Source organism: Methylobacterium sp. WL119 (assembly GCF_008039875.1).
Taxonomy (GTDB): Bacteria; Pseudomonadota; Alphaproteobacteria; order Rhizobiales; family Beijerinckiaceae; genus Methylobacterium.
On sequence record NZ_VRUU01000016.1, the window covers coordinates 1 to 15,337 of the forward strand.

Annotated in this window: 19 protein-coding genes and 1 pseudogene; 8 read left to right on the plus strand and 12 right to left on the minus strand. The window is 71.3% G+C overall.

Annotation, left to right across the window (positions count from 1 at the left end; genetic code table 11):
- Positions 1–134: 134 nt before the first annotated feature.
- Positions 135–314: pseudogene (locus FV227_RS29745) on the plus strand (tRNA (N(6)-L-threonylcarbamoyladenosine(37)-C(2))-methylthiotransferase MtaB); the annotation flags it as partial.
- Between the two features lie 40 nt (positions 315–354).
- Here the strand turns inward: FV227_RS29745 and FV227_RS08875 are convergent.
- Complete coding sequence (locus tag FV227_RS08875; protein WP_147729966.1) at positions 355–1,053, minus strand: RluA family pseudouridine synthase; 699 nt, start codon at positions 1,051–1,053, stop codon at positions 355–357.
- 42 nt (positions 1,054–1,095) lie between these two features.
- On the opposite strand from FV227_RS08875, the gene ftsY reads away from it, so the two are divergent.
- The gene (ftsY, locus tag FV227_RS08880) at positions 1,096–2,484 is read left to right on the plus strand and encodes a signal recognition particle-docking protein FtsY (protein ID WP_147858759.1); all 1,389 of its coding nucleotides are present in this window, start codon (positions 1,096–1,098) and stop codon (positions 2,482–2,484) included.
- A 107-nt stretch (positions 2,485–2,591) separates the two neighbouring features.
- The gene (locus FV227_RS08885) at positions 2,592–3,200 is read left to right on the plus strand and encodes a septation protein A (protein WP_147728612.1); all 609 of its coding nucleotides are present in this window, start codon (positions 2,592–2,594) and stop codon (positions 3,198–3,200) included.
- Positions 3,201–3,272: 72 nt separating this feature from the next.
- On the opposite strand, the gene FV227_RS08890 is transcribed toward FV227_RS08885, so the two are convergent.
- From FV227_RS08890 to FV227_RS08930, 9 genes are all read right to left on the minus strand, one after another.
- Positions 3,273–3,866, minus strand: a complete 594-nt coding sequence (locus tag FV227_RS08890; protein WP_147728613.1) for a DsbE family thiol:disulfide interchange protein — start codon at positions 3,864–3,866, stop codon at positions 3,273–3,275.
- The gene (gene ccmD, locus FV227_RS08895; protein WP_147728614.1) at positions 3,863–4,015 is read right to left on the minus strand and encodes a heme exporter protein CcmD; all 153 of its coding nucleotides are present in this window, start codon (positions 4,013–4,015) and stop codon (positions 3,863–3,865) included. The genes FV227_RS08890 and ccmD overlap by 4 nt, the downstream gene beginning before the upstream one ends.
- 24 nt (positions 4,016–4,039) lie before the next feature.
- The gene (locus FV227_RS08900; protein WP_147728615.1) at positions 4,040–4,516 is read right to left on the minus strand and encodes a VOC family protein; all 477 of its coding nucleotides are present in this window, start codon (positions 4,514–4,516) and stop codon (positions 4,040–4,042) included.
- Between the two features lie 55 nt (positions 4,517–4,571).
- Entirely contained in the window at positions 4,572–5,372 is an 801-nt protein-coding gene (locus FV227_RS08905) for a heme ABC transporter permease (RefSeq protein WP_147728616.1), read from the minus strand.
- 214 nt (positions 5,373–5,586) lie between these two features.
- Positions 5,587–5,934 (minus strand): DUF4189 domain-containing protein, encoded by a 348-nt coding sequence (locus tag FV227_RS08910; protein WP_147728617.1) that lies wholly within the window; start codon positions 5,932–5,934, stop codon positions 5,587–5,589.
- Between the two features lie 130 nt (positions 5,935–6,064).
- Positions 6,065–6,733 carry a heme exporter protein CcmB gene (ccmB, locus tag FV227_RS08915; RefSeq protein ID WP_147842503.1) on the minus strand — a complete coding sequence of 223 codons (669 nt, stop codon included), beginning with the start codon at positions 6,731–6,733 and terminating at the stop codon, positions 6,065–6,067.
- Positions 6,730–7,377: a heme ABC exporter ATP-binding protein CcmA gene (gene ccmA / locus FV227_RS08920; protein WP_147842504.1), complete on the minus strand. Its 648-nt coding sequence runs from the start codon at positions 7,375–7,377 to the stop codon at positions 6,730–6,732. Before ccmA ends, ccmB begins: the two co-directional genes overlap by 4 nt.
- Positions 7,378–7,412: 35 nt before the next feature.
- Positions 7,413–7,682 carry a type II toxin-antitoxin system RelE/ParE family toxin gene (locus FV227_RS08925; RefSeq protein ID WP_147727319.1) on the minus strand — a complete coding sequence of 90 codons (270 nt, stop codon included), beginning with the start codon at positions 7,680–7,682 and terminating at the stop codon, positions 7,413–7,415.
- Positions 7,666–7,890: a TraY domain-containing protein gene (locus FV227_RS08930; RefSeq protein ID WP_147727320.1), complete on the minus strand. Its 225-nt coding sequence runs from the start codon at positions 7,888–7,890 to the stop codon at positions 7,666–7,668. Before FV227_RS08930 ends, FV227_RS08925 begins: the two co-directional genes overlap by 17 nt.
- A 211-nt stretch (positions 7,891–8,101) precedes the next feature.
- On the opposite strand from FV227_RS08930, the gene FV227_RS08935 reads away from it, so the two are divergent.
- Positions 8,102–8,308 (plus strand): hypothetical protein, encoded by a 207-nt coding sequence (locus FV227_RS08935; RefSeq protein WP_147727329.1) that lies wholly within the window; start codon positions 8,102–8,104, stop codon positions 8,306–8,308.
- 267 nt (positions 8,309–8,575) lie between these two features.
- Positions 8,576–11,287 (plus strand): aconitate hydratase AcnA, encoded by a 2,712-nt coding sequence (gene acnA, locus FV227_RS08940; protein WP_147727321.1) that lies wholly within the window; start codon positions 8,576–8,578, stop codon positions 11,285–11,287.
- Between the two features lie 106 nt (positions 11,288–11,393).
- Here the strand turns inward: acnA and FV227_RS08945 are convergent, their stop codons facing one another.
- The gene (locus tag FV227_RS08945; protein ID WP_147727322.1) at positions 11,394–11,996 is read right to left on the minus strand and encodes a glutathione S-transferase family protein; all 603 of its coding nucleotides are present in this window, start codon (positions 11,994–11,996) and stop codon (positions 11,394–11,396) included.
- A 73-nt stretch (positions 11,997–12,069) separates the two neighbouring features.
- Here FV227_RS08945 and FV227_RS08950 point away from each other — a divergent pair, with 73 nt between their 5' ends.
- Positions 12,070–12,756, plus strand: a complete 687-nt coding sequence (locus FV227_RS08950) for a YafY family protein (RefSeq protein WP_147727323.1) — start codon at positions 12,070–12,072, stop codon at positions 12,754–12,756.
- 138 nt (positions 12,757–12,894) lie between these two features.
- Positions 12,895–13,578, plus strand: a complete 684-nt coding sequence (locus FV227_RS08955; protein ID WP_147727324.1) for a metal ABC transporter permease — start codon at positions 12,895–12,897, stop codon at positions 13,576–13,578.
- Positions 13,579–13,673: 95 nt separating this feature from the next.
- Here FV227_RS08955 and FV227_RS08960 read toward each other — a convergent pair whose 3' ends face one another.
- Entirely contained in the window at positions 13,674–14,777 is a 1,104-nt protein-coding gene (locus FV227_RS08960) for an AI-2E family transporter (protein ID WP_147858760.1), read from the minus strand.
- A gap of 241 nt (positions 14,778–15,018) precedes the next feature.
- Between FV227_RS08960 and FV227_RS08965 the strand changes: the two genes are divergently transcribed.
- Positions 15,019–15,327, plus strand: coding sequence for an acyl carrier protein (locus FV227_RS08965; RefSeq protein WP_147727326.1), 309 nt, complete (start codon positions 15,019–15,021; stop codon positions 15,325–15,327).
- Positions 15,328–15,337 lie beyond the last annotated feature (10 nt).

The following is a 15,337-nucleotide window of genomic DNA, read 5'->3' on the forward strand; positions in this document are numbered from 1 at the left end:
GCCCATGGCGGCCGCGAGGTCGTGCTCACCGGCGTCGACCTCCCCGCCTACGGCCGCGACCTCGCCGGCGCGTCCGAAAGCCTCGGCACGCTGGTGCTGGCGATCCTCGCCGCGGTGCCGGCCCTCGCGCGCCTGCGGCTGTCCTCGTCCGCCACCTCGACGGCGAGGTCGGGCGCTCGCACCGGGTGCTGGCCGAGCGCGGCGGCATCGGCCGCACGGAAGGCTTCACGCCGGTGCGGCTCACGGCGGAGCCGGGAACGATCCGGACGGTGGCGATCCTGGGCCACGACGGCCGCGCGCTGCTCGCCGCCTGATCGCAGGCCGTCGGCTGCGCACCCCGCCCGCCCCCGCAGCTCAGGCGGTCCAGCCGCAGGCGAGGAGCCCGCTCCGCATGTGCTCCGGCGCTGGCGCCTCGGCGACGACCGGCGGCTTCTTCGGGTAGAGCGGCAGGGCGAGCTGCCGGGCATGGAGCTTCAGGCCGGGGCCGCCGTGGCGCGGCGCGGTGCCGTAAATCGGGTCTCCCACGATCGGAAACCCCGATGCGGCGCAGTGGACGCGAAGCTGATGGGTGCGGCCGGTGACCGGCACGAGCTCGAGCCAGGCCTGGCTCCCGGACCGGCCGAGCACGCGCCAATGCGTCAGCGACGGATCGCCGGCGGGATCCGCCTTCATCCACCACGAGCGCGGATCGCTCGAGCGCCGGGCGAGTGGCAGGTCGACGCTGCCGGTCTCCTCCGTCGGGCCGCCCTCGACCAGGGCCCAGTACGCCTTCCGGGCCCGCCCGTCGGCGAACAGCTTGTTCAGGCGGGCGAGCGCCTGCGCGTGGCGCCCGAGCGCGAGGCAGCCGGAGGTGTCGCGGTCGAGCCGGTGCGCGGCCTCCGGGCGCCGCGGCAGGCCGAAGCGCAGCCCGTCGAGGTGGTCGGTCAGGGTCTCGCCGCCCTTCGGCCCCGGATGCACCGGCAAACCCGCAGGCTTGTCGATGACGAGGACCAGGGCATCGCGGTAGAGCAGGCGCGCGCCTATGTCAGGGTGGATAGCGGCGGGCGACGACATGCCTCCCGGCTAACGGTGCCGGGGCGCGGGAGCAAGGACGACATGAGCCAAGACGAGAAGCCGGGCTGGTTCGGCCGCCTGTTCGGGCGCAAGGGCGCGACCGAAGCCCCCGAGCCGCCGGCGGACTCGCCCGCTTCGCCGGCGGAGGGCCAGCCGGACTTCGCCACCGGCGCCGACGACGTGGCGCACGTGCCGCTGCCGCCGGCCGAGCCGTCGCCGGTCGACCCCGCCCGCAACGCGGTGCCCGACGCGACCGAGGGCGCAGACCTGCAACCGATCGAGGGCGAGCCCGAGACGCCGCCGGCGGGCACCGCGGGCGACGACCCCGCCCACGGCGCGGGGCCGGCCGACGCCACCACCGTCGCCCGGGAACCGGCGACCGGGACCGAGACCGAGACCGAGACCGGTGCGGCGGCCAGCGCGCCCGACATCCAGCCGGTCGACGTCGCCGCCTCCCTCGCCCACGACGCCGTCAACGACGCGGCGCCGGCCGAGGCGGAGCCGGAGAAGCGCGGCTGGTGGACCCGGCTGACCTCGGGCATGAAGCGGACCTCCTCGGCTCTGTCCGACCGCGTCACCGGGTTGTTCACCAAGCGCAAGCTCGACGCCAACACCCTGGAGGACCTGGAGGACGCGCTGATCCAGGCGGATTTCGGCGTCGAGACCGCCACGCGGATCTCGGAGGCCGTCGGCAAGGGCCGCTACGAGAAGGGCATCTCCCCCGACGAGGTCCGGGCGATCCTGGCGACCGAGGTCGAGCGCGCGCTGGAGCCGGTGGCCAAGCCCCTGGTGATCGACGCCGCCAAGAAGCCGTTCGTGGTCCTGATGATCGGCGTGAACGGCGCCGGCAAGACCACGACGCTGGGCAAGCTCTCCCTCAGCCTCAAGGCGGAAGGGCGCTCGGTGATGCTGGCGGCGGGCGACACCTTCCGCGCGGCCGCGATCGAGCAGCTCAAGGTCTGGGGTGCGCGCACCGGCACGCCGGTGGTGAGCGGGGCGCAGGGCGCGGACGCGGCGGGCCTGGCCTTCGACGCCCTGAAGCGCGCCAAGGCCGACGGCACCGACGTGCTCCTGATCGACACCGCCGGCCGGCTCCAGAACAAGGCCGGCCTGATGGCGGAGCTCGAGAAGATCATCCGCGTGCTGCGCAAGAGCGACCCGGAAGCGCCGCACGCCACGCTGCTGGTGCTCGACGCCACCGTCGGCCAGAACGCGCTGTCGCAGGTCGAGCTGTTCTCCAAGGCCGCGCCGGTCTCGGGCCTGGTGATGACCAAGCTCGACGGCACCGCGCGCGGCGGCATCCTGATCGCGCTCGCCGCGAAGTTCGGCCTGCCCGTCCACTTCATCGGCGTCGGCGAGGGCGTCGACGACCTGGAGCCGTTCGCGGCACGGGACTTCGCGCGGGCGATCGCGGGGCTGGAGAAGGGCTGAGGCCGATCGCCTCCGGTAGACCTCACCATTCCCCGTCGATAGAGACGCCCTGACGTGACGGACCGTTCGGGGACGTGACGGACCGCTCGGATTCCCTGGCCAGACGCATGCAGATCGAATCCGTCCCCCCGCACCGCCACCTGCCGCCGGCCCTGAAGCTCGCCCTGGAGATGGGGCCGCTGGTGATCTTCTTCCTCGGCAACGCCTATGCCGAGCGCTTCGGCGTCGCCGCCGATCAGAAGCTGTTCGTGGCGACTGGGGTGTTCATCGCGGCGACGGTGCTGGCGCTCGCCGTGCACTTCGCCCTGGTGCGCCGGCTGCCGATCATGCCGATGGTCTCGGGCGTGGTGGTGGTCGTGTTCGGCGGGTTGACCCTCTATCTGCAGGACAAGACCTTCATCATGGTGAAGCCCACCATCGTGAACACCCTGTTCGGCCTGGTGCTGCTCGGCGGGCTCGCCTTCGGCAAGTCCCTGCTCTCGGTGGTGCTCGACTCGGTGTTCTCGCTCACCGAGGAGGGATGGCGGAAGCTGACCTTCCGCTGGGGCCTGTTCTTCCTCGCGCTGGCACTGATCAACGAGGTGGTGTGGCGGACCCAAAGCGAGGATTTCTGGGTGAACTTCAAGGTCTTCGGCATCATGCCGCTGACCGTGGTGTTCGCGCTGGCCCAGACGCCCCTGCTCGCCCGCTACGAGCGCAAGAAGACCGACGCGTGAATCGGGCGCAAGCCGAACCGGCGCCGCCGGCTCGGCGGACGGCCCGCCCGGGCCGGTGCGGACCGTCCCTTCCTACTTCGCGGCCACCTTCCCGGCCGCCCGGATCTTGGCGATCACGTCCGCGAGGTTCTCCGGCGTGACGATGCCGACGAGCTTGTCGCGGATCACGCCGTCCGGGCCGATGATGAAGGTCTCGGGCACGCCGTAGACCCCGAAATCGATGCCGACGCGGCCGGTTTCGTCGTGACCCACCGCCTGGAACGGGACGCCGTTCTTGGCAAGGAAGCGGCGCCCGTTCTCGGCCGCGTCCTTGTAGTCGATCCCGACGAGCCGGATGCCGGGCTCGCGCGCCAGCCGCATCAGCATCGGATGCTCGACCTGGCACGGCGCGCACCACGAGGCCCAGACGTTGAGCACCGTGACGCCGCCCTTCAGGTCGGCGCTCGACAGGCCCGGCACCGGCTTGCCGTCCGCGGTCAGGCCGGGCACCGCCGGGAGCGCGAAGCTCGGCACCGGCTTGCCGATCAGCGCGGAGGGGAGGGCGGCCGGATCGACGCCGGAGCGCAGGCGCAGGAAGAACACGCCGGCCAGCACCGCGAAGGCCAGCACCGGGACGACGACGAGGAGCGAGCGGCGGACCGGCTCCGGAGGGGCCTCGACGCTCACCGGCGATCCTCCGGCTGGAGCTGGGCCAACGCCCGCCTCTGCGCCCGCCGGTCGCGGATCGCGTTGAGGACGAGGGCCGCCATCACCAGGGCGGTGAACGCGTAGGAGGCGAGGATGAAGCCGCCGTGGCTGCCGAGGTCGAAGGTCATGGGTTCAGGCGATCCGGATCGGTTTCATGCGTGGGCCACCCGCTCGAGGGCGGCGACGTCCAGCTTGATCATGCCCTGCATGGCCGAGAAGACCCGGGCCGACACGGCGGGGTCCGGGTCGGCCAGGAGGCGGGGAAGCACCTCCGGCACGACCTGCCAGGGAATGCCCCAGCGGTCGCGGAGCCAGCCGCACATGATCGCGGTGCCGCCGTCGGCGGTCAGGCCCGCCCAGAGCCGGTCGACCTCGGCCTGACCGGCGCAGGAGACGGAGATCGACGCCGCCGTGCCGTACTCGACCGGCGTACCGCCGTTCAGCGCCTGGAAGCTCTGGCCGCCGAGGGTGAACGCGACGAGGATCACGTCGCCCGCGGCGCCGCCCGGCCACGCGCTCGGCGCGCGCTGGATGTGATCGATGCGGGAATCGGGCACGAGCCCGACATAGCGGCGCACCGCCGCCTCCGCATCGGTGCCGAACCAGAGGCAGGTTCTCACCGTCTTCATGGGCCGCGTCTCCTTCCGGGATGCGGGGCGCGCCGCACGCGGACGCGTCTCGCGATCAGACGGCCTGGCCGAGCGGCAGGTCGCGCCCGGCGTCCGAGGTCGTCACGGTCGACCCGGCATCGAGGCGCTCGGCCTCGCGGATCGTCAGGGTCCGCACGCGTCGGCGCATGATCTCGGTCCGCATGGCATAGAGGTGCAGGGTGGTGCCGCCGAGGGTGGCGGCGCCGATCATCACCAGCAACGGGTAGAGCATCGACGGGTCGATGGTCGAGCCGCCCATGCGCAGGATCGAGGCCGGCTGGTGCAGGGTCGACCACCAGTTCACCGAGAACTTGATGATCGGCAGGTTGATCGCGCCGACGAGCGTCAGGATCGCGACGGAGCGGGCGGCCCGGTTCGGGTCCTCCATCGTCCGCCACAGGGCGATGATGCCGCAGTAGATCAGGAACAGGATCAGCATCGAGGTGAGCCGCGCGTCCCAGACCCAGTAGGTCCCCCACATCGGCTTGCCCCAGAGCGAGCCGGTGACGAGGCAGATCAGGGTGAAGGACGCCCCGATCGGCGCGGCGGCGCGCTGCGCCACGTCGGCGAGCGGATGGCGCCAGACCAGGGTGCCGATCGCCGACAGGCTCATCGACGCGTAGAAGAACACCCCGAGCCAGGCCGCCGGCACGTGGATGAACATGATCCGCACGGTCTCGCCCTGCTGGTAGTCGGGCGGGGCGACGAACCAGGACAGGTAGAGCCCGAGCGCGAGGATCGCGGTCGAGATCGCGGCGAGCCACGGCACCAGCGTGCCGGACCAGCGCATGAAGTGACTCGGGTTGGACAGGCGCGTCCACAGGGGCGTCGACATGGGCGATGTCTTAGCCCGGGGTGCGGTGCAGCGGCAATGCGCACGTCTGGCGCAGCCTCGCTCGGCGCGGGCACCGGCGGCCTGAGCCCTCGACGCGCGCAGGCGTCGATGTCGCCGCATGCGCCGTCCGGTGAGCCCGGTCGGCGGACGCAGCGGTCGATCAATCACCCCTGGAGGCCGCCGATCCGTCGTGCGGCGTCGCAGGGTGGAACGGTCATTCGCACTCGGAGAGGACGAGCTTGCAGCTGGGGCACTTGTCGAAGGCCATCTCCTTGGCGGCGGCCTCGGTCCGGCCCCAGCCCACGCCGTAGGTGGTGCGATTGGAGACGTAGGCGCCGCAGGCGTCGAAGCGGGCCACCACCTTGCAGTTGTCGTTGCCCATCTTGGCGCATTGGCGCATCGCGGCGGCGCCCGCGGCCTCGCGCGAATCGCCCCAGCCGATGCCGTAGCCCTCGTCGCCGGCCTTCTGGCCCTCCTCGGTGTCCACGGCGAAGGCGCCGGCCGCGGCGGCGGGAGCGGTCGCGAGGAGCGCCAGGAGCAGCGCGGACATCAGGGTCTTCATCGTTACGTCCCCATCGAGCTTGACAGGGCGGCCGAACCCTTCGCGCCGCCGCTGCCAGCCGTCTGATAAGGCAGGGCGGCGCAAAGGAAATTGCACGACCGTTCCGATCTCTTGCGCGAGCGTCCCGCCCTCATTCCGACCAGCGCAGGGCCGCCGCCGCCGCGAAGGTGCCGACCAGCGCGGCAATCAGGCTGAGGCCGGACAGGATCATCAGCGGGGTGGCGAAGGGGACGGTGCCGCCGAGGGCCGACTGCGCGGCCGAGACGCCGAAGATCAGCGTCGGGATCATCAAGGGTAGCACCAGCACGGCGAGGATCAGGCCGCCCCGGCGGATCGAGGCGGTGAGCGCCGCGCCGACCGCGCCGACGAAGGTCAGCGCCGGCGTGCCGACGAGCAGCGTCAGGGCGGTCGCGGCCATGGCGGTCCCGTCGAGCGCGACGAGCAGGCCGAACAGCGGCGAGGCCAGCGCCAGGGGCAGCCCGGTGGTGATCCAGTGCGCGATCACCTTGGCCAGCACCACGAGCTCGAGCGGCACCGGCGCGGCGGTCATCAGGTCCAACGAGCCGTCCTCCTCGTCGGCCTGAAACAGCCGGTCGAGGCCGATCAGCGTCGCCAGCACCGCCGAGAGCCAGAGGATGGCCGGGCCGATCCGCGAAAGCAGGTTGAGGTCCGGCCCGAGGGCGAACGGCACCAGCGCCACGATCATCAGGAAGAAGACCAGCGACAGCATGCCCGACCCGCCGACGCGGGAGGCCAGCGTCAAGTCGCGGGCGACGAGGGCTGCGAGGATGCGGATCACGCCCACGCCTCCTCCGCGTCGTCCGCCGGCTCGGGCGCCCGCGGGGCGGCCTGCGCGATGTGGAGGTTGCGCGCGTCCTCGAGCCCGAGGGCCTGGTGGGTGGCGGCGATGACGAGGCCGCCGGCCGCCCGGTGCTCGGCCATCAGACCGGCGAGCACGCCCTGCGAGGCGGTGTCGAGGGCGGCCGTCGGCTCGTCGAGGAGCCAGAGCGGGCGCGCGCAGACGAGGAGCCGCGCCAGCGCCACCCGCCGCCGCTGCCCGGCGGACAGGTAGGCGACCGGCAGGTCGAGCGCGTGGGCGAGGCCGAGCCGGTCGAGCGCCGCCCGCGGGCTCAGCCGCTTCGTCCCGAGAAGGCTTTGCGCGAAGGCGAGGTTCTCGGCCGCCGTCAGGCTGCTCTTCAGCCCGTCGCGATGGCCGACGGCGTGCAGGCACTCGGGCAGGGCCGCCTCGCCCATGTCGTGGACGGTGAGCCGGCCCGAATCCGGCCGCAGCCGCCCGGACAGGATCGCGAGGAGGCTCGACTTGCCCGCGCCGTTGCGGCCGGTGACGGTGATCGCCTCGCCCGGGCCGATGGCGAAGGTCAGCCCGGAGAAGATTTTTCGCCCCGAGCGGCGGCAGCAGAGGGCATCGACGGTCAGCCGCACGAAGGTTGCCTGTTCAGAGAATGAAACGCTTCGATCTACCGGTAGATCGCGCGCCGGTGGCCGATCCGTACCACGACGACCCTGACGGTCGCGTCGTCGATCGCAGCGATGATCCGGTAATCGCCGACCCGATATTTCCAGAGGCCGCCCAGCCGCGAACCTTTGAGCGCCTCACCGAGGCTTCTCGGATCGTCCAGGGGCGACAGGCGATCCCGCAGGAAACGGAGAATCCGCGCGGCGGCCTCACGATCGAGCCTATCGAGTTCGCGTTCCGCGGACCGTTCGAACTCAATCCGACAAGCCATGCCGATCTATCACCGCCTGCAGCGTGACGGTCCGGCTCTCGCCGCTTTTCAGAGCTGCGACCCGGCTCTCCGCGAGCTCGACGTCCTCGATCTCGTCGAGGTGGTCCTGGATCGCCTCACGCACGTGATCGTCCGCGCTGCGGCCGGTGCGTCGGGCCAGGGCGTCGAGGCGGCGTTCGATCTCCGGCGGCAGGTCGAGGGCGAGCATGGAAGTCTCCGAGGCGCGTCAGGCTTACGATGGCGGCGCGCATCCGTCCATTCTCGGCACCAAGCCCTCTTGCACGACGAGCCCACGGCACCCGCGCCGCCTTGCCCGATTGCGCAAGACGAAGGAGCCGCGCAACCTCACCGTCATCGGGCAAGCGGCGTTCCGCGATCGTGGGACGCCGGGACGCACCGCCGACACGGAGGATGTCGCCATGACCAAGCCGTCGCAATCCGCGAAGCTGCGCGTGAACGACCCGCGGGTCCGCACCGAAGCCGAGATGGCCCGGGATCCCGACGCGCTCGCCGGCCGCGCGATGGTGGAGGCGCGGGTCGCGCGCTGCACCGCGGACGAGCAGGCCGCGTTCTGGGCGGCGGTGCGGCGCTGCTTCGGCGGCCCGGCGCCGGAAGCCGCCGCCTGAGCCGGACGGGACCGAGGACGCGGGCGGACAGCCTCGCGGCACTGTCACCCGCGACCCGGTAGCGGGCAGATTCGAATCGTTCTATACGGTCCCCAGGCTGCGCCGCGCGACCTTCGAGCGTCCAATTCGCTCCTCGCGCACCCTCCTGCCCGGGCACCCCCGGGGCGGCGCGCGCTCCCTGCGAGCGCAGTCAGGCCGAACACCGGTTTCGTGGCGCGGGTTATGCCTGCGCGTGTTCGACAAACGCCAGCGAGGATCAGACCAGCCGTGGCTTCCATCGACAGCTTCAAGTCCCGACAGACGCTTCAGGCGGCGGGCAAGACCTACACCTACTACTCGATCCCCGAGGCCGAGAAGAACGGGCTCGCCAACTCCACGGCCCTGCCCTTCTCGATGAAGGTGATCCTCGAGAACCTCCTGCGCTACGAGGACGACCGTTCGGTCAGGAAGGGCGACATCGAGGCGACGGTCGCCTGGGTCGACAACCGCGGCAAGACCGAGACCGAGATCGCCTTCCGCCCCTCCCGCGTGCTGATGCAGGACTTCACCGGCGTGCCCGCCGTCGTCGACCTCGCCGCGATGCGCGACGCGATGGTGGCCCTCGGCGGCGACCCGCAGAAGATCAACCCGCTGGTGCCGGTCGACCTCGTGATCGACCATTCGGTGATCGTCGACGAGTTCGGCACGCCGAAGGCGCTGGCCGACAACGTCGCGCTGGAATACGAGCGCAACGGCGAGCGCTACACCTTCCTCAAGTGGGGCCAGTCGGCGTTCGACAACTTCTCCGTGGTCCCGCCCGGCACCGGCATCTGCCACCAGGTCAACCTCGAGTACCTGTCGCAGACCGTGTGGACGAAGCGGGACCCCGACGCCTCGGACGGCTCCGAGATCGCCTATCCCGACTCGCTCGTCGGCACCGATTCGCACACCACCATGGTCAACGGCATGGCCGTGCTCGGCTGGGGCGTCGGCGGCATCGAGGCGGAAGCCGCGATGCTCGGCCAGCCGCTGTCCATGCTGATCCCCGAGGTCGTCGGCTTCAAGCTCTCCGGCAAGCTGCCCGAGGGCACCACCGCCACCGACCTCGTGCTCACCGTCACGCAGATGCTGCGCAAGAAGGGCGTGGTCGGCAAGTTCGTGGAGTTCTACGGCCCCGGCCTCGACGAGATGGCGGTGGCCGACCGCGCCACGATCTCGAACATGGCGCCCGAATACGGCGCGACCTGCGGCTTCTTCCCGATCGACCGCAAGACCATCGACTTCCTGAAGGTCACCGGCCGCACCGACGAGCGCATCGCGCTGGTCGAGGCCTACGCCAAGGCGCAGGGCATGTGGCGCGACGCCCAGACCCCCGACCCGGTCTTCACCGACACGCTCGCGCTCGACATGGGCGACGTGCGGCCCTCGCTCGCCGGCCCCAAGCGCCCGCAGGACCGGGTGCTGCTCGACGCCGCCAAGCCCGGCTTCGCCGGCTCGATGGAGACCGAGTTCCGCAAGGCGGCCGACATCGCCAAGCGCTACCCGGTGGAGGGCGCGAACTACGACATCGGCCACGGCGACGTAGTGATCGCGGCGATCACGAGCTGCACCAACACCTCGAACCCGTCGGTGATGATCGGCGCCGGGCTGCTGGCCCGCAACGCGGTGGCCAAGGGCCTGCGCTCGAAGCCCTGGGTGAAGACCTCGCTGGCGCCGGGCTCGCAGGTCGTCGCCGAGTACCTCGAGAAGGCCGGGCTGCAGCAGCCGCTCGATGCGCTGGGCTTCAACCTCGTCGGCTTCGGCTGCACCACCTGCATCGGCAATTCCGGCCCGCTGCCGGCCGCGATCTCGAAGGCGATCAACGACAACGACGTCGTGGCCGCGGCGGTGCTCTCGGGCAACCGCAACTTCGAGGGCCGCGTGAACCCCGACGTGCGGGCGAACTACCTCGCCTCGCCGCCGCTCGTCGTCGCCTACGCCCTCGCCGGCTCGATGCAGATCGACATCACCACCGAGCCGCTCGGCACCGGCTCGGACGGCCAGCCGGTCTACCTCAAGGACATCTGGCCGACGACGGCCGAGGTGGCGCAGTTCATCGAGGCGAACATCACCTCGGCGCTGTTCAAGTCGCGCTACGCCGACGTCTTCACCGGCGACGCGAACTGGCAGGGGGTCGAGGTCACCGAGGCCGAGACCTTCGCCTGGAACGGCGGCTCCACCTACGTGCAGAACCCGCCCTACTTCGAGGGGATGCAGAAGGAGCCGGCGCCGATCACCGACATCCAGGACGCCCGCATCCTCGGCCTGTTCCTCGACTCGATCACCACCGATCACATCTCGCCGGCCGGCAACATCCGCGCGGCCTCGCCCGCCGGCGCCTACCTGCAGGAGCATCAGGTCCGGGTGCAGGACTTCAACCAGTACGGCACCCGCCGCGGCAACCATCAGGTGATGATGCGCGGCACCTTCGCCAACATCCGCATCAAGAACCAGATGGTGCGCGATCCCGCCGGCCAGGTGGTCGAGGGCGGCTGGACCCTGTTCCAGCCCTCGGGCGAGCAGATGTACATCTACGACGCGGCGCAGAGATACGCCGAAGCCGGCACCCCGCTCGTGGTCTTCGCGGGCAAGGAGTACGGCACCGGCTCGTCGCGCGACTGGGCGGCCAAGGGCACGAAGCTGCTCGGCGTGCGCGCGGTCGTGGCCGAGAGCTTCGAGCGCATCCACCGCTCGAACCTCGTCGGCATGGGCGTGGTGCCGCTGGTGTTCCAGGGCGAGACCTCGTGGGCCTCGCTCGGGCTCAAGGGCGACGAGACCGTCACGATCAAGGGCCTCGCCGGCGAGTTGAAGCCGCGCCAGACCCTGACGGCCGAGATCACCGCGGCCGACGGCACCAAGCAGGAGGTGCCGCTGACCTGCCGCATCGATACGCTGGACGAGCTGGAATACTTCCGCAACGGCGGGATCCTGCCCTACGTGCTGCGCTCGCTCGCAGCCTGAAGCTCGGTTCGGGCGGCCCTCGGGTCGCCCGGCCTCACGACACGTCGTCGAGCCGCCGCGGGTCCGTCCCGCGGCGGCTCTTTTCATGCGGTGCGTGCCGGTCGGATCAGGCGGCCGCCTGCGCCGCGTCGAACGCCGCCGCGAAGGCGGCGCCGGGCCGCGCGGTGCAACGATCGACCCAGGCATCGATGGCCGGCACGCCGGGCTTGCCGAACCACGCGAAGGGCGAGTGCAGCAGCAGGTCGACCGCGGTGAAGCGGTCCCCGAGCAGGAACGGGCCGCCGGCGAGTGCGGAGGCCAGGCGTGCCCTGGCCTCCGCGCCGTTCCGGAACGTCTGCGTCAGGAACGGGTGATCCAGCCCGGCGGCCTCGACGACCAGAACCGGCTCCAGCACGCCCGCGTACCAGGCGAGCCACCCGAGATAGGCGCCGCGCTGCCTGTGCCCGTGGGGGACGGCGAGCCCGGCCTTCGGGAACAGCTCGGCGAGGTACTGCACGATGGCGCTCGATTCGCGGACCAGCGTGCCGTCGTGGTCGAGCAGCGGCACCTTGCCCTCGGGATGCGGGTTGCCGGAATCGCGGGTCCCCGACCCGTCCCTGCGCGGGATGGTCACCCGCTCGATCCGGACGTCGTCGAGGGCGTCGAGCTCCTTGAGCAGGGCGACGATGCGGGTCGAGCGGCTGTTGGGGGAATGGTAGAGCGTGATCACGGCGATCTCCTGCTGGCGGGTCGGCAGGGGATGGTCTAGCCAAGGTCTCCTGCCAGTTTCCGTCAGTTGTACGATGGCCCGAGCCGATCGGCTTCTCCGACTGCTCCACGCGATGCGCGTCCTGCCGGCGCCGGTGACGGCGGCCCGGCTGGCCGAGGAGACCGGGGTGTCGTTGCGATCGATCTATCGCGACATCGACAGCCTGCGCACGGCCGGCGCCGGGATCGAGGGCGAGCGCGGCTACGGCTATCGCCTCGTCGAGGACGTCGCGCTGCCGCCGCAGACCTTCGACCGGATCGAGATCGAGGCCCTGGTGCTGGGTCTCGGTGAGGTCCGCCACATGGGCGACCCGGCGCTCGTGGAGGCCGCCGCCTCGGTGCTGGCGAAGGTCGCGGCAACGCTGTCCGACCGGCGCGAGCAGCACCTGCTCCACGCGGTGTCGCAAGTCCGCCGCTTCGGGACGCGCTACCCGGCGACCTTCGACATGACGACGATCCGCACCGGGTGCTGGCGCGAGGAGGCGGTGACCATCCGCTATGCCGACAAGGACGGAGCGACGACCGTGCGGACGATCCTGCCGCTCTCCATCGTCTACCTCGACGACAAGATGACGGTGCTGGCCTGGTGCTGCCTGCGCGCGGCGTTCCGCATGTTCCGCGCCGACCGCATCGCGGCGGCGGAACCGGCCGGCACCAGCTTCCGCCCGCGACGGGTGGCGTTGCTGCGCAGCTACGTCGCCGAGCTCGGCCGCCGCGGATGATGCGGGCCGGGCCCGCCGGCCGGGCGATGCGCGTCTGAGCCAGAAATAAGAGCCGGCGACCGCGAATAGATTGTGCGCAAGGGTGTTTTGCGGCCGCCGCCGCCCCATAACCTCCCGACCACAACCGGGAGATGCCCCATGAAGACCCTGAATGTCCTCGCCCTTGCCGGCCTGATGACCCTGTCCGGCGCCGCCCTCTCGGCCCAGGCGCTGGAGCGCGTCCGCGGCACGATCGAGAAGGCCGACGGCGGCATGGTGACGATCAAGACCGTCGACGGCGCGACCGAGACCGTCGACGTCGGCGGCGCCAAGTTCGCCTGGGTGGTGAAGTCGAGCCTCGACCAGATCAAGGACGGCGTCTTCATCGGCACCGCGACCAAGGGCGAGAACCCGATGACGGCGCTCGAGGTGGTGCTGTTCCCCGAGTCGATGCGCGGCACCGGCGAGGGCCATTACGGCTGGGATTCGATCACCGATCACACCGCCGCGGGCGGCACGGCGGTGAAGAGCTCGATGACCAACGGCACCGTCAAGGCCGAGTCGGGTACGCCGCGCGTCAAGAGCGCGATGACCAACGGCACGGTGAAGGCCGACACGGCCGGCGCCTCTGGCACCAAGACGCTGACCGTCGGCTACGGCAAGGACGGTGCGGCCAAGACCATCGAGGTGCCGCCGACCGCGCCGATCGTCGCCTTCGAGCCGGCCGACAAGGCGATCCTGATGCCCGGATCGAAGATCTTCGCCGTGGTCGACAAGGCCGGATCGAAGATCGAGGGCAAGCTGATCGCCGTCGGCAAGGACGGCCTCACCCCGCCGATGTGATCCCGGGCGCCGGCGGCACGCGGGTCAGTGCCGCCGCGCCTGACTGATCATGTCCGAACGGCCGCGGGATCTCGGATCCCGCGGCCGTTCGCATGTCAGGGGGCCTTCGCGTCTGCGCCGACCGTGAACTCGCGCCACAGCAGCATCAGCGCCGCCATCACCGCCGGGCCGAGGAACAGACCGAGCAGGTGGAAGGTCTCGACCCCGCCGAGGATGCCGAGCAGCACCCACAGGAACGGCAGCTTGGTCGTGCCGCCGATGAGCGCCGGGCGCACGAAGTGGTCGGCCACGAACGTCACGACGAAGCCGGCCACGGCCACGATCACCGCCGCCTTCACCGAGCCGGCGGCCACCAGCAGCAGCGCCGCGATGGCGATGGCGAGCGCGGCGCCGAACGGGATCATCGCGGCGACCGCGGTGAACGCGCCGAGCAGCACCGGGTGCGGCACGCCGGCGAAGTAGTAGACGATGCCGAGCACGACGCCCTCGCCGAGGCCGACGAGGACGAGGCCGTCGACCGTGCCGTGCACCGAGGCGACCATCTGCCGGCCGACCCGCTCGCCGCGCGGCCCGAACAGGCGGTTGCAGGCGACGAGGACCTGATCGCGGATGGTGCGGCCGTCGCGGAACAGGAAGAACAGCGCGACCAGGCTGAAGCCGAACAGCACGATGCGGTGCACCACCTCCTTGCCGACGTTGCGCGACACCCCGATCACCGAATTGTTGTCGAGCCTGCGCAGCATGTCGGAGCCGGCATCCGGATGGCTGAGGTTGGCGCTCCACCACGCCGAGGCCTGCGCCGCGCCGTAGGGCAGGTGGTTGACGACGTCCGGCACCGGAATGCCGTCCTTCTCGGCCGCGCGCACGAAGTCGAGGACGTCGTGGGCCTCGCGCGCCGCCTGGATGCCGAGGACGACGAGCGGCGCGAGGAAGACGAGGGCGACGAGGAGCGTCGCGACGAGCGGGAGCACGACGTTGTGTCCGCCCGGCGGGAAGCGCCGCTCGACGCGCACGTAGAGCGGCCACAGCGCGATCGCGAGCACCACCGCCCAGGCCAGCGCCGGCAGGAAGCCGGACAGGATCCAGAGCCCGAGGGCGGCGAGCGCCAGCACCAGCACGACGCGGGCGACGCCCTGGCCCCTGGCCTTCTCCACCGGCGGAAGCGGCGGCGCGTGTTCGGTGCGAAGCGTCTGGTCCATCAGGCGGGTCCTCCGGCGCGATCCGCCGCGCGCTCATGTAGGCCGCCGCGGGACCTTTGCCATACGCGGAATCCGGGCCCCGGGGGCGGCACGGTTGCCGGGCCGGACCCCCTCGTGTAGAGGTCGCGGCCACATGACGGGGCGGCGCGCGGCGCCCTCCGCCACTGGGCCGTGCGGATGGGGGCGCCGCGTCGAGCACCGGCGGCGGCCCGTCGCACCAATCCCGATTCGGCGAGAACGCATGTCAGACCAGCCCAGCACCGGCACCGCCACCTTCGAGCGCGTTGCCGACATCATCGCCGACACCGCCGACATCCCGCGCGAGAAGATCACGCCCGAGAGCCACGCGATCGACGATCTCGGCATCGACAGCCTCGCCTTCCTCGACATCGCGTTCGCCGTCGACAAGGCCTTCGGGATCAAGCTGCCGCTCGAGCGCTGGACCCAGGAAGTCAACGAGGGCAAGGTCCCGGCCGAGGAGTACTTCGTACTGAAGAACCTCTGCGCCCGCATCGACGCGCTGGTCGCGGAGAAGGCCGCCAAGGTCTGATCCCGGGGTC